Consider the following 17,103-nt stretch of genomic DNA (forward strand, 5'->3'; position numbering starts at 1 on the left):
ACTGTCTCCCGTGCGCCTCTCGGGGGCTGTGTGCTCTGCGGGCGGGTACCCGGACGGCATGGTTGAACACGACGAGCGGGGCACCACGATGACCGGAGTCGACCCCGGCCGGCTGGACGATCAGCAGCTCATGAAGGAGCTGGAGAACATCCACCGGACGCGCCACGACACGCTGCTGTACGGCTCGAACGACGCGCTGCGGGCCCACAACGAACGCATGGCACAGCTGGAGGGCGAGTACCTGCGCCGCAATCCCGGCCGTCTCGTGGCGGCCGGCCGGACCCGTGAGGGCGCCCGTGACCGGGACGCCGCCAGCGGCTCGCCGGAGGCGTCCGGCGCCGCCGGGAGCGGCTGAGCACACGGACGCGCCGGGCCAGGACGTGTGGTCCCGGCCCGGCGCGTCCGCAGGTCACTACATCTAGGCGGCCTGCTTCGCCTCGGTGGCGAACACCTCGAGGTACGTCTGGCAGAACGCCTTCAGGTCGTCCGGCTTCCGGCTGGTGACCAGCTTGCTCGGCGCGTGGTCGCAGACCTGCACCTGCTCGTCGACCCAGGTCCCGCCCGCGTTGCGGATGTCCGTCTTCAGGCTCGGCCACGACGTCAGGACGCGGCCGCGTACGACGTCCGCCTCCACCAGCGTCCACGGGGCGTGACAGATCGCGGCGACCGGCAGGCCCCGGTCGAAGAAGTCCTTGACGAAGGCGACGGCCTTCTCGTCCATCCGCAGGAAGTCCGGGTTGGCGACCCCGCCGGGCAGGACGAGCCCGCCGAAGTCACCGGCCGACGTGTCCCCGACGACCTCCTGCACGGGGAACGTGTCCGCCTTGTCGAGATGGTTGAAGGCCTGGACCTCGCCGGACTCGGTCGACACGAGCACCGGCTCATGACCGGCGTCCTTCGCGGCCTGCCAGGGTTCGGTCAGCTCGACCTGCTCGACGCCCTCGGGGGCCGTGAGAAATGCGATCCGCATGATGTCTCCACGTTCTCGAATGTCGTTCACTCGTTCGGGGCGGCTCTGCCGATGCCGGCGGGCGAGCGCTGCGCGGGGGCGCGGTCGTGCGGTCCCACGGCCACCGGACGCGGACGCGGTGCGCACACGTGCCCGGGCCACCCGGGCCGCGGCACGGGCGGCCGGCGGCGCGGGATCTCAGCGCCGGCCTGCGGACACGCCCTAACGTCCCCCGCCGCGTCCGCCGCCCGTCAGCGCCTCGGCCAGTTGCTGCACGTTGGCGTACCGCTCGGAGCGCGGCAGGCGTTCCACGGGGTCGGCCAGGGCGTCCGGCGCGTGGGAGCGCCGCAGCTCGCCCGCCAGCTCCCGCGGGCCGGCCGGGAAGGAATGCCGGCCGAGGATCCGCGCCAGCTCCAGCCGGACGGTCTCCAGGGACGCCGCCGAGGACCCCGGGGTCACCGGGCCGCCCGCGACCAGCGGATCGTCCTCGGCGGACGGTTCCGGGTCGTGCCACTCCTCGGCCCGGGTGGGGTGCCCGGACCGCAGCAACCCCTGTAGTTCGTGCTTCATCTCGTCGTCACGGTGAACGCTCAGCCGGTCGCTGCCTCGCTGCATGACTCCCTCCACATCCTTCGGGGCTGCGCACCGCGTACCCGTCCGCCGGAGGCCGACACAGGGGTTTGCGGACCGGAACCGGGGTGACTCGGACGTCTCACCCCCCGAGTCACCCCCCGCGCGACGTTCTGGGGAAGGACCCTGTCATGGCACTGCTCGCCGTGCTGCTGCCGATCCTGATGCTCTGCGTGATGCTGGCGCTCGGACGCTACGAGGACCTGCTCCTGCCGGAGGACCCCGAACCCCTCCCGTCGGAGGCCCGGGGCCTGGTCACGGAACGGGCGGCCACCCCCGGGGACTGACCGGGACCGGCCGTCGCGGGCGTCAGTCGCCCTTGTCCTCGCGTTCCCGCCCCGGCAGGAACTCCTGCAGCTTCGCCTTGAAGCCCTGCTTCACCATCGCGCCGCGGTCCGCGTCGCCCTTGAGGATCGCCGACGCCGTCGCCTCCATCTGCTCCCACGTGGCGTGCGGCGGGATCGGCGGTACGGCCGGGTCCGTCACGAACTCCACGACCGCGGGGCCGTCCGCGGCCAGCGCGGCACGCCAGGCCGGCTCGACGTCCTCGGGCTTCTCCACGCGGACGCCCGTCAGACCGAGGGAGCGCGCGAAGTCGGCGTACCGCACGTCGGGCAGTTCCTGGGACGGCAGGAAGGACGGGGCGCCGCCCATCGCGCGCATCTCCCAGGTCACCTGGTTCAGGTCCCGGTTGTTGTAGACGGCCACCACCAGCCGCGGGTCCTCCCACAGGTCCCGGTACTTCGCGGCCGTGATCAGCTCCGAGAGCCCGTTCATCTGCATCGCCCCGTCCCCGACGAGCGCGATCGCCGGGCGGTCGGGGTGGGCGAACTTGGCGCCGATCGCGTACGGCACCCCGCAGCCCATCGTCGCCAGCGTCCCCGACAGCGAACCCCGCATCCCCGGCCGGAACGTCAGGTGCCGGGCGTACCAGTTGGACGTCGAACCCGAGTCCGAGGTGACGATCGCGTCGGCGGGCAGCAGCGGGTCCAGCGCGCGGGTGACGTACTCCGGGTTGACCGGGTCGGCCGACAGCGCGGCCCGCCGCTCCATCACCTCGTGCCAGCGCGTCACGTTGTCGCACACCGTCTCGAACCACTCGCGGCCGCGCTCCTCCGACCGGATCAGCGGGATCAGCCGCTCCAGCGTGGCCTTCGCGTCACCGATCAGGTTCACCTCGTACGGGTAACGCATCCCGACCATGTGCGGGTCGATGTCGATCTGCACGCCCCGCGCCTTGCCGAACTCCGGCAGGAACTGCGAGTACGGGAAGGACGAACCGATCGTCAGCAGCGTGTCGCAGTCCCGCATCAGCTCGTACGACGGACGCGTGCCCAGCAGGCCGATCGAGCCGGTGACGTACGGCAGTTCGTCGCTCAGGACGTCCTTGCCGAGCAGCGCCTTCGCGACGCCGGCGCCCAGCAGCTCCGCCATCCGCTCCACCTCGGCCCGCGCGCCCGCCGCGCCCTGGCCGACCAGGATGGCCACCTTGTCACCGGAGTTGAGGATCTCGGCCGCCTGCCGGACGGAGTCCTCGGAGGGGACGGTCGTCCAGGAACCGGACTCCAGGCTGGACGGCACCATCTTGAACGCGTGCGTGGGAGCGGAGTATTCGAGCTCCTGGACGTCCCCGGGGATGATGATCGCGGTGGGGGCGCGGCGCGCGTACGCCGTGCGGATCGCCCGGTCCAGGACGTTCGGCAACTGCTCCGGGACCGTCACCGTCTCCACGAAGTCCGAGGCGACGTCCTTGAACAGCGTGTGCAGATCGACCTCCTGCTGGTACGACCCGCCCATCGCGGTGCGGTGCGTCTGGCCGACGATGGCCACGACCGGCACATGGTCCAGCTTGGCGTCGTACAGGCCGTTCAGGAGATGGATCGCGCCCGGCCCGGACGTCGCCGCGCAGACACCGACCCGGCCGCTGAACTTGGCGTAGCCGACCGCCTGGAACGCGGACATCTCCTCGTGCCGGGACTGCACGAACCGCGGCCGGTTCTCGGCGCGGCCCCAGGCGGCGAGCAGGCCGTTGATGCCGTCGCCGGGATAGCCGAAGACATGCTCCACCCCCCAGGCACGCAGACGCTCGAGGATGTGGTCGGCGACGGTGGTGCTCATGCGGGACCTCCAGGGGACTCCGGGGACGACGCGGCTCCGCTACGGGTGACCCCGGACCCGGGCGGAAAACCTGCGCCGGGAGTTTGGGCACCCCGATGGAGGGCAGGCGGACGAACAGTGCTTCGGACAGGAGGCACGTCCGCGGGACCGGTGCGTCCCGGACGGGTGTGCCCCAGACCGGAGCGCTCGGCGTTCTCCCGCGGTGACCGTCCCATCCGAGCACCTGACCGAGGGAGTTGCCAGGCGTCATGCCCACAGTGAAATCCCGGAAGCACCCGCACGACGACGCACCCGACACCGCCGCCGACTTCCGCACGCTGGCCGCGCTGCCCGACGGCCCGGAGCGCGACGCGCTGCGCGGGCGGATCGTGGAGGCGTGGCTGCCCATGGCCGACCGGCTGGCCGGCCGCTTCCGCAGCCGCGGCGAGAGCCAGGACGACCTGCGCCAGGTCGCCGCGCTCGGCCTGGTCAAGGCCGTCGACCGGTACGACCCCGAGCTCGGCAACGCCTTCGAGAGCTACGCCGTGCCCACCATCACCGGTGAGATCAAGCGGCACTTCCGCGACCACATGTGGACGCTGCACGTGCCGCGCCGCGTGCAGGACCTGCGCAACCGCGTCCGGTTCGCCGTACAGGACCTGCAGACCGTCTCCGGCCACCGCCCGAGCGTCGCCGAGATCGCCGCGCACGCCGACCTGAGCGAGGCCGACGTCCGCGCCGGCCTGGAGGCGCTGGAGAGCTTCACCGCGCTGTCCCTGGACGCCGAGCTGCCCGGCAGCGACGACGGCTACTCCCTCAGCGACGCGCTGGGCTCCGTCGACCCCGCCCTCGACACGGTCGTGGACCGCGAGGCCGTCGCCCCCCGCCTGGCGGCCCTCCCCGAGCGGGAACGGGCGATCCTCTACATGCGGTTCTTCGGCGACATGACCCAGAGCCGCATCGCCGAACAACTCGGCATCTCCCAGATGCACGTCTCCCGCCTGATCACCCGCTGCTGCACCCGCGTCCGCGACCAGGTCCTGAACGACGACGACTTCTGACCCAGCCCCCGGGGACCCCACATCCCCGAACCTTGGCGGCACCCGCACGCCGCGCCCGGCCGCGTCCTGAGCAGCACGCATGCCAGCACCCGCAGGTCCCTTCCACACCTCTGGTTCTCTGGCCTGGTTGGCGCCTCACATCGCGTCTACTTCAGCATCCGTTGCCCCGGCGTCCTGCTCGCGGCTACACGTTCGAGTGAGCGGGCGCCCTTGCTGGTGAGGGTGCATTCTGAGGAAGGGTGCTGCTCGCGGATAGGGAGTGGGCCATGAAGAAGCGTATTGCCAGGGGGAGACGCTCTGCCGGTTGCCTTCTCGCGTGCTGCATGGTGACGGCGTCTATTGCCAGCTGCAGCGACGGTGAAAGCGGGGGAAGCGACGAAGGCCGGCGGCAAGCGGGTGAGCAGTCGCCCGTGGCGACGCCACAGCCGGCGTCTTCAACGCCCTCACTTGTGCCGGGAGAGACAATATCTGTGGAGTTGAGTGCCAGTGAGGTGCTGGACATTCCGTCAGGCTCCGCAGAGGTCACTCTGGCTGGCCTTGAGGCGGCCACCTCGGTTACCGATCCGAACACGGGCACTGTCACAGCGGACCCAGGCGAGCAGTTCGTGTGCTTGGAGTTCAAGATCAAGAACACGGGTTCGTCAGAGCTTGACACGTACCCGTTCTCCCAGCCGGACTGGCTCGGGGAGGACGGGGAGGTGAAGAGCCTCGCCATCACGGTCGGAGTTGAGTGCGAAAATCTCGGGCTCAACGCTGATGACCTGAGCAGCGTGCCGGATCCCCAACCAGGCCAGTTCGTGCGTGGTACCACGGTGCTGAGCGTGCCTAACACACAACCAGGCAGGCTGGAGTTCTCCGACCGGGCCGGTGTACCTATCGCCTATGTCGAAACACGACCGACCCGGTAGGACGGTCCAGACGTCCAGGGCGTTTCTTCTGGATCATCTGGAAACGGCCCGCGCTGGAACATGTCAGGCCAGCTGGAAGCCGCTCCGGAGGACACCGCCGTAGGCACCGGGCGTCTCGCGGGCGTAATGGCGGCAAGGAGATCAGGAAGGTCGGTCCCCAGACGTTCCGCCAGGTCGGCGGCACCGATTTGAGGGGTCCGAGAGCGGACATCGGCGGCTTGGAAGAGGGCCGAGGCGCCGCACGGTTCGACCACCACGTACTCCATACGCTCGCCCGTGCTGACTACGGGTTCCTCGTGGTGCTGCGTATGCCGGGGACTCTCACCCTGCCCGCAGAGGTCCCCCCTTCCGCCATCGATACGCAAGAAGCGTTCTAGGTGTCCTCGCCAGCCGGGCTCTACCCCCTCCCCACCCCCATTCCCGTCACATCACCCGCTCGGCCGCCCCCCGTCCCGCGAATGGGGTCCGGCCGCGCGCGGCCGTGGGAGGGGCGGGCTGTCATGGCTGAAGGGCATGCGTGCCCGTAGCCCGCAGTCGTCGGCCGAAGGAGTCCACCCCATGCGCCGCACCGTCCGCGCCCTGTCCGTCGCCGCACTGGCCGGTGCCGCACTGGGCGCCGGGGCCCAGGCCGCCGTCGCGGATCCGACGGCGGAGGTCGGGCCCGCCTCCGTCACGCCCGGCGAGTCCGTCACCGTGTCGGTCACCTGCGATCCCGTCGAGGGCGTCGCGCCCGCCACGCTCGACGCCGTGTCCCAGGCGTTCGAGGACGGCACCGTGCAGCTCCAGAAGGTCGGTGAGGCAAAGGGCGGGGGCGGCGGGCCCGTCTACCGGGGGGCCGCGCAGGTCTCCCCGGCCGAGAACTTCGAGGACGACCCGGACGCGGACGGGCCCGAGTCCGGCTGGACCGTCGACGGCACCTGCCCGGCGGCGGCCGGGGCCGCGGGGGCCGAGTGGAGCGCGCCCCTCACCGTGGCCGGCGTGGCCGAGGCCGACACCCTGGCGGCGGGGAGCGAGGGGGAGGGCGACGCCGCCTCCACGCTCGTCGCGCCTCGCGAGACCGGCAAGGGCGGCAAGGGCGGCGGGTGTACCGAGCCGTCCTGGGGCGGTGGCTCCGGGCAGTGGGGGGACGGCGGGGGGTCGCAGAGCCGGCCGCGGGCCGAGGCCTCCGGCGAGTGGAAGGGCGACAAGGGTGACAAAGGCGGCAAGACCCGGCCGCCCGAGCCCTCGCCCTGTGAGACGTCCGCCCTCCCCGTCGACCCGGCCGTCCCGGGCGGGGTGAAGGCCGGGCAGGGCGGGGTCTTCACCGACTCCGTGCCCGCCCTGGTCTGCGGCGGCGTCCTCATCGCCGGTGCCGCCGGCGGCGCGGTGTACCGGCTGCGCCGCAGGACACCGGCCGGACCGCGGCCGTGACCCCGCGGTCACCCGAGGCCGCCGGTGACACGAACGACGCCCGCCGGCGGTCATGGAACGGATGACGATGGGTACGCAGAGCGCGACGGGTACACGACACACCGTGCGGCTCATACGGCGGCTGGCACAGCACGGAGGTACGGATGCGCCGGACGGACATGGAGGGCCACGGCCCCGTCCGCTTCGGGCCGCCCCTGCCCGACGACGGGCTGCCCGTCCTGCCCGAACTGGCCGGTGTGCTCGCCGCCGCGGCGGGCCGGACCGCGAGCGAGCCCGTGGGCGGCGGTGCCGCGCTCCTGGAGGCCGCCTGCGGCTACTGGGACCGGCGGGGTCTCCCGACCGCCCCCGAGCAGGCCGTCGCCGCCCCCGGTGCCCCCGCCCTGCTGCTGGCGCTGACCGCCGCGCTCGGCGGTGACGTCCTGGTGCCCCGGCCCTGCGCGGCCTGGTGGGCGCCGTACGCACGCCTGCTGGGCCGGCCCGTCTTCCATGTGCCGACCCCCGCCGAGTCCGGCGGCGTCCCCGACCCGTACGCCCTCCTGGAGACCGTCCGCCGGGTCCGCGCGGAGGGCGGGGACCCCCGGCTGCTGGTGCTGTCGCCCGCCGACGACCCGGCCGCCACCGTCGCCCCGCCCGAGGTGCTGCACGAGACCCTGGAGGCAGCCGCAGGCGAGGGGCTGCACCTGGTCAGCGACGAGACCTGGCGCGACACCGTGCACGCCCCCCACGAGACCGTGCTGCTCAGCCCCGCCGAGATGCTCCCCGAGCAGGTCACCGTCGTCACCGACCTGGCCGGCGCCCACCTCCCCACCGGCTGGCCCGCGGCCGTCGCCCGCTTCCCGGCCGGCGCCGCCGGTGACGGCCTGCACGCGCGTGTGCTCGACGTGCTCACCGCCCTCGGCGCCCGCGTGGCGGCCCCGGTCGCGCTCGCCGCCGGGTACGCCCTGGCCGAGCCCGAGCCGGTCACCGCCCGCGTCACCGCGACCGTACGGCTGCACGCGCGGCTCGCCTCCGCCGCGTACGCGGCCGCCGTGGACGCCGGTGCCGTCGCCCGCCCCCCGCAGGCAGGACGGCACCTCTACGTCGACCTCGGGCCGCTGCGCGCCGGGCTGTCCGGGCACGACGTGGGGGACGCGCAGGACCTGGAGGACTTCCTCGCCGGCCGGCTCGGCATGCCCGCGCCCGGCGGCCACCGCTTCGGCGACGACCTCGGCGAACTGCGCGTCCGGCTGTCCACGGGAGCGCTCCTCGACGGCACCGACGAGGAGCGCGCGGAATGCCTCACGTCCCCCGCGCCGTTGGAACTGCCGCACGTGCGAAGCGCGTTGACCCACCTGAAGTCGGTCTTCGACGAACTCCGTGACGACGCCGAGCGATGGGAGACCCCTCGATGACGCAGCAGTCCGACTCGGCCACCCCCACCCCCTCGCGTACGCCCCTGAAGCGGTCCACCGCCCCGGCTCCGCCCGCCGCCCAAGCCTCCCCCGCCGCCTCCCCATTTCTCCGGCCGGCCGCGCCCCGCCCGCTCGCCGAGCGCCGGGTGTGGCCCCGCACCTTCCACGACCGGCTCACCGCCCCCCTGCCCGGCCTGCGGGCCTTCGCCCGCTTCGCCCGCGAGGGCGCGATCCGGCCCGGACGGGACGGCCTCGCCGACGTGCCCCGGCTGCCCTACGCCCCGGCCCCGCTGCCCCGCGTCGACGCCCGCACGGTCGCCGTCTCCTGGGCGGGGCACGCCAGTTGGGTCGTACGGATCGGCGGCCTGACCGTCCTGACCGACCCGGTCTGGTCGCGCCGCATCCTCGGCACCCCGGCCCGCGTCACCCCCGTCGGCATCCCCTGGGACACGCTTCCGCGCGTCGACGCGGTCGTCATCAGCCACAACCACTACGACCACCTGGACGCCCCCACCCTGCGCCGTCTCCCGCGCGACACCCCCGTGTTCGTACCGGCCGGGCTCGGCCCCTGGTTCCGGCGCCGCCGGTTCACCCGGGTCACCGAACTGGACTGGTGGGAGGCGGCCGAACTGTCCGGCGTCCGCCTCGACTTCGTGCCCGCCCACCACTGGTCCAAGCGGACCCTGCTCGACACCTGCCGCAGCCTGTGGGGCGGCTGGGTGCTCACCGCGCCCGACGGTCAGCGCGTGTACTTCGCCGGGGACACCGGCTACGGGCACTGGTTCGGCCGCATCGGTGAGCGCTACCCCGGCATCGACCTCGCCCTCCTCCCGATCGGCGCCTATGAGCCGCGCTGGTGGCTGAGCGACGTGCACTGCGACCCCGAGGAGGCGGTCCGCGCCGCCGAGGACCTGGGCGCCCGCCGGATGGCGCCGATGCACTGGGGCACGTTCGTGCTGTCGGCGGAGCCCGTCCTTGAGCCGCTCACGCGCGTGCGTGCCGCCTGGGAGCGGGCCGGCCGGGACCGGGCGGACCTGTGGGACCTGCCGGTGGGAGGCTCACGCGTCCTGGAGCGGCAGCCCGCCGGACGGCGTACGGCCGAGGCGCACGGCGAGTCCCACGGGTGAGGCGACCGGGGCGGCCGGCAGGCGCGACCTCAGCCCGCCGACCGCAGCCGCTTCCAGACACTGGGCGCCGCGCTGATCAGCAGGGTCAGCGCGACCGCCGCGACCACGCCCTCCCACGGCTCGGGGAACAGCGAACCGCCGAGGATCCCGATGAGCTGGTACGTCACCGCCCAGGCCACGCACGCCGGGAGGTTGCCGCGCGCGAACCGCCGGATCGGCCACTCGGCGAGCAGGCACGCCAGCATCACCGGCAGCCGGCCCGCCGGCACCAGCCGGGACAGCACCAGCACCGCCACGTCGTGCTCGGCGAGCTTGCGCTGGGACTGCTCCAGCCGGTCCTCCGGGGCCCGCGAACGGATCGCCTCCAGCCAGCGCGAGCCGTTCTTCGAGCCCATGCCGCGCCGCCCCAGCCAGTACAGCGTCGCGTCCCCGAGGAACGCCGCCGTCGACGCCGTCACGAACACCAGGGCCAGCGACACCGGCGACGCCTGGTGGAACGCCACCACGGCCGCCGAACTCACCAGCGCGCCCGTCGGCACGACCGGCACCAGCGCCCCGACCAGCACGAGCAGGAACAGGGAGGGATAGCCCAGCGCCTGCTGCGCCGAGCCGGGTGCCACGGTCGTCGTGACAGCGCCCAGGAACGTCACCGGGACACCTCCGGGCGCACGCTCTCGCCGTGCGCCAGCCGGTGCACCGATACGCCGGGCGCGCGCTCCGCCGCGAGCCGCGCGAACTCCTCACCCGGCGTGTGGAACTCGTGGGGGCGCACGGCGTCCATGCCGATCGGCCAGTACGTGCCGTAGTGCACCGGGACCGCGCTGCGCGGCCCGAGCAGCGCCAGGGCCTCGGCCGCGCGCCCGGCGTCCAGATGCCCGTCGCCCAGGAACGGCCCCCACCCGCCGACCGGCAGCAGCGCCACGTCGACCGGGCCGACCTCCTTCGCCATCGTCTCGAACAGCCCGGTGTCCCCGGCGAAGTACGTCCGCGCCTCACCCTCGACGACATAGCCGAGGGCCGGCGAGCGGTGCGGGCCGACCGGCAGCCGCCGCCCGTCGTGCCGCGCGGACACCGCCCGTACGGCCAGGGCACCGACGCCCGTCACGTCCCCGGGGGCCATCTCGGTCAGCCGCAGATGCCGGAGCCGGCGCAGACCGGGCACCGCACGGGGGGCGCCCCGGGGCACGAGCACCCGGGTGCCGGGCGCCAGCCGGGACAGCGACGGCAGATGGAGGTGGTCGGCGTGCAGATGGGAGACCAGCGCGAGGTCCGCGCGCCAGGCGCCCGGCGGCGGCAGCGCGCCCCGGCGCCTGCGCAGATGCGCGAGCCGGCGTGCGAACAGAGGGTCGGTGAGCACGCGTATGTTCGCGTCCTCGACCGTGCAGGTGGCGTGCCCCCACCACGTGATCTCCACCGGCACCTCTTTGCCTCCTTCGTGCGCCTCCCCGAAGCGTACGGGCTGGAGTAGGGTCGGCGGCGAAACCCGGAGGTGAGGGGGGACGCCCATGGGGTCGACCGCGGTGCGGGTCACGGCGATCGCCAGTCTGACGCCGCTCGAGGAGCTGGACGCCGACCCCTTCCTGGTGGACTCCCGCAGCCAGCACGCCATGTGCGCCCACTGGGCCGCCCAGCACGGCTACGTCGTGGCGCGCGAGCTGCTGGTCCGCCGGCTCCGCACCGACCACAGCGTGCTCTGGGAGGGCGTGCGCCCCGGCCTCGACCTGTTCGTGGCGCCCAGCCGCCGTGTCCTGGAGAGCGCCCTGTCCTCCGTCGAGGAGTTCACCGCCGAGTGCGCCCGGCGCGGGGTCCGGGTGGAGACGGTCGGCGGCGCGGAGCCGTCGTACGACGCCCAGATGAAGGCCCGCGTGCACCGCAGACTCTCCATGCCGACCGCCGGCTACGACGGGCGCTGAGCCCGCGCACCGGCGCTGACCTGGGAACTCCCGAGGCCGTACGGCCGTTGTGTCAGTCTGGGGCCCAGGGCGGGCCGGACGTGAGGTGGACTGGACGTGCGTGGTGGGCGCTGGCGGCGGATCGCCAGTCAGATCGGGCGGAGCGTCGCCGTATGGGCGGTCTCCACCGTCACCATGCTCGTGCTCGCCGGCATCCTGCCCGACTTCCAGCTCCAGTCGCCCGACGGAGACAGCGCCACCGACATCGCGGTCACCGCGGCCCTCGGCGCCGGCGCCTTCGGTGTCCTCTCGGCCGTGTTCTGGCCGCTCCTCGTCCGCCTCCTGCTGCTCGTGCCCGCCCTCGTGCTCGGCCTGCTCGTCTTCGTCCTCAACGGCGTCCTGCTGAGCGTCGCCCTGCGCCTGGTGCCCTCCGGGGACAGCGAGGCCGCCCCCGAGACCGCCGTCATCGTCGCCGCCGTCATGTCCGCGGTGGCCTCCGCGACCGGCGCCGCCCTGGCCGTCCGGGACGACGACGCCTACCGGCGGCGCCTGTACCGGCTGGCCGACCGCCGCAGACGCACCCTGCCGCCCGGCCCGTCCAGCCCCGGCACCGTCTTCGTGCAGCTCGACGGCGTCGGCCACGACGTGCTGCGCGCGGCCGTCGACAAGGGCCTGATGCCCACCGTCGCCCGCTGGCTGGGCGGCGCCCACACCTCCCACCGGCTCACCCGCTGGCGCACCGACTGGTCCAGCCAGACCGGCGCCAGCCAGCTCGGCATCCTGCACGGCAGCACCTTCGACGTCCCCGCGTTCCGCTGGTACGAGAAGGCCGGCCGCGAGGTCATGGTCTGCAACCGCCCCACCAGCGCCGCCGAACTGCAGCGCCGCGCCGTCGACCGCACCGGCGACCCCGGCCTGCTCGCCGCCGACGGCGCCAGCCGCGGCAACCTGTTCAGCGGCGGCGCCGGCGAACAGGCCCTCGTGCTGTCCATCGCCACCCGCCGCCGCAGCCGCGAGAACCGCTCCCGCTCCGGCTACTTCGCGTACTTCTCCGACCCGGCCAACGCCGTGCGCACCGCCCTGTCGTTCGTCGCCGAGGTCGGGCGCGAGATCGGGCAGTCCACCCGGTCCCGCGTCCGCAAGGAACGCCCGCGCGTCGGCCGCGGCGGCCTCTACCCGCTCATCCGCGCCTTCGCGACCGTCGTCGAACGGGACGTCGTCGTCGCCGCCGTCATGGGCGACATGCTCGCCGGCCGCACCGCCGTGTACGCCGACCTCGTCGCCTACGACGAGGTCGCCCACCACTCCGGACCGCACAGCGGCGACGCCGAGAAGGTCCTCGCCCGCCTCGACCGCTCCCTCGCCCTCCTGGAGAGCGTCGCCGAGCACGCCCCGCGCCCGTACCGGATCGTCGTGCTGTCCGACCACGGGCAGAGCCCCGGCGAGACCTTCCGCTCCCGGTACGGCCTCGGCCTCGCCGACCTGGTGCGGGCCGGCTGCGGGCTGCCCGTGCCGCGCCGGGCCCGGCGCACCCACAGCGGCGCCGAGGCCCGCGCCGCCGTACGCGCCGCGCTCCGCAGACCCGTCGAGGAGGGCGCCGGGCAGCACCGCCCGCCCCGCCGCTCCGAACCGATCGTGCTGGCCTCCGGCAACCTCGGCCTGGTCTCCTTCCCGGACGTGCCGCACCGCATGACCAAGGAGGAGATCGACGCCCGCCACCCGGCGCTGCTGACCACCCTCGCCAACCACCCGGGCGTCGGCTTCCTGCTGGTGCGCAGCGAGCGGCACGGCGGCGTCGTGCTCGGCGCGTACGGCGCCGAGATCCCGCTGGACCGGCTGGACGAGGAGCCCGGCCCGCTGGAGGTCTTCGGACCGCACGCCGCCGACGCCGTGCGCCGCACGCACTCCTTCCCGAACACCGCCGACATCATGGTCAACTCCGCCTACGACCCGGCCGACGGCGAGGTCCTCGCCTTCGAGGAGCAGATCGGCTCGCACGGCGGGCTCGGCGGCGCGCAGGGCGAGCCCTTCCTGCTGTCGCCGCTCGCCTTCTCCGCGCCCGCCGAGGATGGCACGGACCTCGTCGGCGCCGAGTCCGTGCACCGGGTGCTGCGGCGCTGGCTGAGCGAGGCGGACGGGCCGCAAGTGCCGGTGGCGACCCGGCCGCAGGAGCGGGCCGCCTGAAAAACCGGCTGCGTGCGGCGGCGCCCGGCCACACACTGTTCGAGTCGCATCCCTCGAACCCCCCAGGAGTCCCTGCCTTGCAGGCAGCCGTCACCGTCACGCCCTCCCGTATCCCTGACCTCCTCCTCGGCCTCGCCACCGTGCGGCCCGTCTTCCTCTGGGGCGCCCCCGGCATCGGAAAGTCCTCCCTGGTCAGGGAGTTCGCCGAGTCCCTCGGCCTGGAGTGCGTGAGCCTGCTGGGCACCCAGCTGGCGCCGGAGGACCTGATCGGCGTGCCGCAGATCCGTAACGGGCGCTCGGTGTTCTGCCCGCCCGAGGCGATCGCCCGCGACGAGCCGTACTGCCTGTTCCTGGACGAGCTGAACGCGGCCACCCCGGACGTGCAGAAGGCGTTCTACTCGCTGATCCTGGACCGCCGTATCGGCGACTACGAGCTGCCCGCCGGGTCCATCGTCATCGGCGCCGGCAACCGGGCCACCGACAACGCGCTCGCCCGGCCCATCGCGTCCGCCCTGGTCAACCGCCTCACCCATGTGCACCTGGAGGCGTCCGCGAAGGACTGGCTGACCTGGGCCGCGGGCAACGGCATCCACCCGTGGATCCTCGACCACCTCACCGACCGCCCCGACCACCTGTGGTCGAAGCCGCCGAAGACCGAGGAGCCGTTCTCCACGCCCCGCTCCTGGCACATGCTCTCCGACGCCCTGCACTCCTTCGGGCGCGACCTCGACGAGGAGACCCTGAAGGTCCTCGCGCACGGCACCCTGACGCCCACACACGCCACCGCGTTCTGCGGCTACGTCAAGATCGTGCGCAGCCAGTACGGCATCGAGGCCATCATCAAGGGCGACGCCCGCTGGCCGCACCGGATGCAGGACCGCGACCTGCTCTACTACCTCGCCGAGTCCTTCCGCGGCCGGCTGATCAAGGAACTGCCCGCCGGCAAGGACCACATGCCGGCCGCCGGCCGCCAGACTGCCTACCGTGCCAAGGCGCTGCTGGTGCAGCTCGCCGAGATCTCCGTCGAGGTCGCCCAGAGCGTCATCGCCTCCGACGCCGACGGCAACCCCGTCCTGCCGTCCTGGTTCCTCGTGGAGGCCGCCCGGGACATGCCCCGGCTCGTGGAGGCCCGGCGATGAGCCGCCGGCAGGACAGGCAGAAGGAGAAGAAGCGGGACCTCGCCGCCGAGGCGTTCGCCGAGGGCCTGCGTCTGGTGCGGGCCAACCCGGCGCTCGCCGCCGTCCAGTTCACGGTGTGCCGTCAAGAGAAGTGCGAGCCGGCACCCCGGGACGGGCTCGTCCGCGTCGACTCCGACGGCACTCTGCACGCCCACCCGCACCGGTTCGCCGAACCCGCCGCGTGGGCCTGGGCGATCGCGCACGCCGTCCTGCACCTCGGCTTCGGGCACGTCCCGTCGAAGACGGGCCCACCGGTGCAGCCCGACCGCGCCGACCTGGCCGCCCGCTGCGTCGTCGTCAACCGGTTCCTGCTCAGCTTCCCCGTCGGCACCGCGCCCGAGCACCTTCCGGCGGCCTACCCCGACGGCGACGAGGAGCAGCTGGCCGCCCGCTGGCGCCGCGACGGCGTCCCGCCCGCCTTCGAACGCTGCGGCACGGCGGGCCCCGAACCCGACCTGCTCCTCCTGGAGTGGAAGGGCTGGCTCGGCTCGCCCCCCGACCACCAGCTCGCCTTCGCGACCGCCCTGACCCGGACCGTGTCCACCGCGATGGACATGGCGGGCGGCCGCCGCGACTCCATGGCCGGCGAACCCGTGAAGAAGCGGCCCTGGCAGTGGGCCCTGGAGTGGTTCATCAGCTCCTACCCGCTGCTCGGCGGCCTCGCGGCCGGCATCAAGCTGGTCGCCGACGCCGAACTCGCCCGCGCGCACGGCGTCTCCGTCGCCGCCGTCAACGCCGAGGCCGGCGAGATCTACGTCAACCCGCTGCGGACGTTCGAGGACGAGGAGTGGCGGTTCATCCTCGCCCACGAGATGCTGCACGCCGCGCTGCGCCACGGCGAGCGCTGCGGCCCCCGCGACCCGTACCTGTTCAACGTCGCCTGCGACTACGTCGTCAACGGCTGGCTGCGCGACATGCAGGTCGGCCAGATGCCCGAAGGGCTGCTGTACGACGCCCGGTTCACCGGCCTGTCCGCCGAGGAGGTGTACGACCGGATCGCCGGTGACCCGCGCCGGACGCGCCGGCTGGCCACCCTGCGCGGCAAGGGCGCCGGCGATGTGCTCGGCGCCCCGCTCGGCCCGCCCGGCGCGTACTGCGACCTCGACGAGTTCTACCGGCGGGGCCTCGCCCAGGGCCTCGACCTGCACCAGCGCCAGGAACGCGGCTTCCTGCCCGGCGACCTCGTCCAGGAGATCCGCGCCCTCAGCCACCCGCCGCTGCCCTGGGACGCCCGGCTCGCCCGCTGGTTCGACGAGTTCGTGCCCCGTCCGGAGCCGCTGCGCAGCTACGCCCGCCCCGCCCGCCGGCAGGCGTCCACCCCGGACATCCCGCGCGCGGGGCGCTGGTTCCCGCCCGAGGAGGTCGCCCGCTGCACCTTCGGCGTCGTCCTCGACACCTCCGGCTCCATGAGTGCCGGGCTGCTCGGCAAGGCGCTGGGCGCGATCGCCTCGTACGCCGAGGCGCGGGACGTCCCCGCGGCACGGGTCGTCTTCTGCGACGCCGGTCCGTACGACGCCGGCTACCTCGCGGTGACCGACATCGCGGGACGGGTCCGGGTGCGCGGCCGGGGCGGCACGGTCCTGCAGCCCGGCGTCGACCTGCTGGAGCGCGCCGACGACTTCCCGCCCGGCGCCCCCGTGCTCGTCATCACCGACGCCGACTGCGACGTGCTGCGGGTGCGGCGCGAGCACGCGTACCTGATCCCGCCGGGGCGTCGGCTGCCGTTCACCCCACGTGGGCCGGTCTTCCGGGTGAGTTGAGCCGGAGTGTGATCGGATGGGGGGCACGGGCCCTGCGAGAACGGGCCCACACGCGAAAGGAAGAACCGTGGCTACCACGCGCTCCGCACACACCGTCTGGGAAGGCAACCTGACCGAGGGCAGCGGTGTCGTCAACTTCGACTCCTCCGGTGCCATCGCGGCGCAGCCGGTCACGTGGGCCTCCCGCTCGCAGGACGCGAACGGCAAGACCAGCCCGGAGGAGCTGATCGCCGCCGCTCACTCCAGCTGCTTCTCGATGGCCCTCTCGCACGCCCTGAACGGTGCGGGCACCCCGCCCACCAAGCTCGTCACCTCGGCGGACGTCAGCTTCCAGCCCGGTGAGGGCATCACCGGCATCCACCTCACCGTCGAGGGCACCGTGCCGGGCATCGACAACGACGCCTTCGTCGCCGCCGCCGAGGATGCCAAGGCCAACTGCCCGGTGAGCCAGGCGCTGACCGGCACGACGATCACGCTGTCCGCCAAGCTCGCCTGACCCCGCGCTGAGCGCCCGCT

The 17,103-nt window shown here is 73.7% G+C and carries 17 protein-coding genes; 12 read left to right on the top strand and 5 right to left on the bottom strand.

Features of this window, described 5'->3' with window-relative positions; translation table 11 throughout:
- The first annotated feature begins 58 nt into the window (after positions 1 to 58).
- Positions 59 to 355 carry a DUF6158 family protein gene (locus F8R89_RS28935; protein WP_151786694.1) on the top strand — a complete coding sequence of 99 codons (297 nt, stop codon included), beginning with the start codon at positions 59 to 61 and terminating at the stop codon, positions 353 to 355.
- A 63-nt stretch (positions 356 to 418) separates the two neighbouring features.
- Here F8R89_RS28935 and F8R89_RS28940 read toward each other — a convergent pair whose 3' ends face one another.
- A complete protein-coding gene (locus tag F8R89_RS28940; RefSeq protein ID WP_151786695.1) occupies positions 419 to 970 on the bottom strand; it encodes a type 1 glutamine amidotransferase domain-containing protein in 552 nt (183 codons plus the stop codon).
- Positions 971 to 1,171: 201 nt separating this feature from the next.
- Positions 1,172 to 1,564, bottom strand: coding sequence for a DUF2795 domain-containing protein (locus F8R89_RS28945; RefSeq protein WP_151786696.1), 393 nt, complete (start codon positions 1,562 to 1,564; stop codon positions 1,172 to 1,174).
- Between the two features lie 146 nt (positions 1,565 to 1,710).
- Between F8R89_RS28945 and F8R89_RS36345 the strand changes: the two genes are divergently transcribed.
- A complete protein-coding gene (locus F8R89_RS36345) occupies positions 1,711 to 1,866 on the top strand; it encodes a hypothetical protein (protein ID WP_192806263.1) in 156 nt (51 codons plus the stop codon).
- Positions 1,867 to 1,888: 22 nt separating this feature from the next.
- On the opposite strand, the gene F8R89_RS28950 is transcribed toward F8R89_RS36345, so the two are convergent.
- Positions 1,889 to 3,697, bottom strand: coding sequence for a thiamine pyrophosphate-requiring protein (locus tag F8R89_RS28950; protein WP_151786697.1), 1,809 nt, complete (start codon positions 3,695 to 3,697; stop codon positions 1,889 to 1,891).
- 248 nt (positions 3,698 to 3,945) lie between these two features.
- On the opposite strand from F8R89_RS28950, the gene F8R89_RS28955 reads away from it, so the two are divergent.
- The 5 genes from F8R89_RS28955 to F8R89_RS28980 all read left to right on the top strand — a co-directional run bounded on the left by F8R89_RS28955 (position 3,946) and on the right by F8R89_RS28980 (position 9,573).
- The gene (locus F8R89_RS28955) at positions 3,946 to 4,737 is read left to right on the top strand and encodes an RNA polymerase sigma factor SigF (protein ID WP_151786698.1); all 792 of its coding nucleotides are present in this window, start codon (positions 3,946 to 3,948) and stop codon (positions 4,735 to 4,737) included.
- Positions 4,738 to 5,003: 266 nt separating this feature from the next.
- Entirely contained in the window at positions 5,004 to 5,645 is a 642-nt protein-coding gene (locus tag F8R89_RS28960; protein WP_151786699.1) for a hypothetical protein, read from the top strand.
- A 558-nt stretch (positions 5,646 to 6,203) separates the two neighbouring features.
- Positions 6,204 to 7,055 carry a hypothetical protein gene (locus tag F8R89_RS28970; protein ID WP_151786700.1) on the top strand — a complete coding sequence of 284 codons (852 nt, stop codon included), beginning with the start codon at positions 6,204 to 6,206 and terminating at the stop codon, positions 7,053 to 7,055.
- Between the two features lie 143 nt (positions 7,056 to 7,198).
- On the top strand, positions 7,199 to 8,446 hold the full coding sequence (locus F8R89_RS28975) for an aminotransferase class I/II-fold pyridoxal phosphate-dependent enzyme (RefSeq protein ID WP_151786701.1): 1,248 nt from the start codon (positions 7,199 to 7,201) through the stop codon (positions 8,444 to 8,446).
- Entirely contained in the window at positions 8,443 to 9,573 is a 1,131-nt protein-coding gene (locus F8R89_RS28980) for an MBL fold metallo-hydrolase (RefSeq protein ID WP_151786702.1), read from the top strand. The genes F8R89_RS28975 and F8R89_RS28980 overlap by 4 nt, the downstream gene beginning before the upstream one ends.
- Positions 9,574 to 9,602: 29 nt before the next feature.
- On the opposite strand, the gene F8R89_RS28985 is transcribed toward F8R89_RS28980, so the two are convergent.
- Both F8R89_RS28985 and F8R89_RS28990 read right to left on the bottom strand, forming a co-directional pair.
- Positions 9,603 to 10,223 carry a DedA family protein gene (locus F8R89_RS28985; protein ID WP_151786703.1) on the bottom strand — a complete coding sequence of 207 codons (621 nt, stop codon included), beginning with the start codon at positions 10,221 to 10,223 and terminating at the stop codon, positions 9,603 to 9,605.
- Entirely contained in the window at positions 10,220 to 10,993 is a 774-nt protein-coding gene (locus tag F8R89_RS28990) for an MBL fold metallo-hydrolase (RefSeq protein ID WP_151786704.1), read from the bottom strand. The genes F8R89_RS28985 and F8R89_RS28990 overlap by 4 nt, the downstream gene beginning before the upstream one ends.
- Positions 10,994 to 11,078: 85 nt before the next feature.
- Here F8R89_RS28990 and F8R89_RS28995 point away from each other — a divergent pair, with 85 nt between their 5' ends.
- From F8R89_RS28995 to F8R89_RS29015, 5 genes are all read left to right on the top strand, one after another.
- Positions 11,079 to 11,486, top strand: a complete 408-nt coding sequence (locus tag F8R89_RS28995) for a hypothetical protein (protein WP_151786705.1) — start codon at positions 11,079 to 11,081, stop codon at positions 11,484 to 11,486.
- Between the two features lie 96 nt (positions 11,487 to 11,582).
- Positions 11,583 to 13,649, top strand: a complete 2,067-nt coding sequence (locus tag F8R89_RS29000; protein ID WP_151786706.1) for a phage holin family protein — start codon at positions 11,583 to 11,585, stop codon at positions 13,647 to 13,649.
- Between the two features lie 77 nt (positions 13,650 to 13,726).
- Positions 13,727 to 14,788: an ATP-binding protein gene (locus F8R89_RS29005; RefSeq protein ID WP_151786707.1), complete on the top strand. Its 1,062-nt coding sequence runs from the start codon at positions 13,727 to 13,729 to the stop codon at positions 14,786 to 14,788.
- Positions 14,785 to 16,587 (top strand): DUF2201 family putative metallopeptidase, encoded by a 1,803-nt coding sequence (locus F8R89_RS29010; protein WP_151786708.1) that lies wholly within the window; start codon positions 14,785 to 14,787, stop codon positions 16,585 to 16,587. Before F8R89_RS29005 ends, F8R89_RS29010 begins: the two co-directional genes overlap by 4 nt.
- Before the next feature lie 67 nt (positions 16,588 to 16,654).
- A complete protein-coding gene (locus F8R89_RS29015) occupies positions 16,655 to 17,083 on the top strand; it encodes an OsmC family protein (protein WP_151786709.1) in 429 nt (142 codons plus the stop codon).
- Positions 17,084 to 17,103 lie beyond the last annotated feature (20 nt).

It is taken from the genome of Streptomyces sp. SS1-1, assembly GCF_008973465.1.
Lineage (GTDB): Bacteria > Actinomycetota > Actinomycetes > Streptomycetales > Streptomycetaceae > Streptomyces.

What these genes read in the sequence shown, in the direction of transcription:
- F8R89_RS28935 (WP_151786694.1), top strand. Translation starts at nt 59, where the DNA reads ATGGTTGAACACGACGAGCGGGGCACCACGATGACCGGAGTCGACCCC.
- F8R89_RS28940 (WP_151786695.1), bottom strand. Translation starts at nt 970, where the DNA reads ATGCGGATCGCATTTCTCACGGCCCCCGAGGGCGTCGAGCAGGTCGAG.
- F8R89_RS28945 (WP_151786696.1), bottom strand. Translation starts at nt 1,564, where the DNA reads ATGCAGCGAGGCAGCGACCGGCTGAGCGTTCACCGTGACGACGAGATG.
- F8R89_RS36345 (WP_192806263.1), top strand. Translation starts at nt 1,711, where the DNA reads ATGGCACTGCTCGCCGTGCTGCTGCCGATCCTGATGCTCTGCGTGATG.
- F8R89_RS28950 (WP_151786697.1), bottom strand. Translation starts at nt 3,697, where the DNA reads ATGAGCACCACCGTCGCCGACCACATCCTCGAGCGTCTGCGTGCCTGG.
- F8R89_RS28955 (WP_151786698.1), top strand. Translation starts at nt 3,946, where the DNA reads ATGCCCACAGTGAAATCCCGGAAGCACCCGCACGACGACGCACCCGAC.
- F8R89_RS28960 (WP_151786699.1), top strand. Translation starts at nt 5,004, where the DNA reads ATGAAGAAGCGTATTGCCAGGGGGAGACGCTCTGCCGGTTGCCTTCTC.
- F8R89_RS28970 (WP_151786700.1), top strand. Translation starts at nt 6,204, where the DNA reads ATGCGCCGCACCGTCCGCGCCCTGTCCGTCGCCGCACTGGCCGGTGCC.
- F8R89_RS28975 (WP_151786701.1), top strand. Translation starts at nt 7,199, where the DNA reads ATGCGCCGGACGGACATGGAGGGCCACGGCCCCGTCCGCTTCGGGCCG.
- F8R89_RS28980 (WP_151786702.1), top strand. Translation starts at nt 8,443, where the DNA reads ATGACGCAGCAGTCCGACTCGGCCACCCCCACCCCCTCGCGTACGCCC.
- F8R89_RS28995 (WP_151786705.1), top strand. Translation starts at nt 11,079, where the DNA reads ATGGGGTCGACCGCGGTGCGGGTCACGGCGATCGCCAGTCTGACGCCG.
- F8R89_RS29010 (WP_151786708.1), top strand. Translation starts at nt 14,785, where the DNA reads ATGAGCCGCCGGCAGGACAGGCAGAAGGAGAAGAAGCGGGACCTCGCC.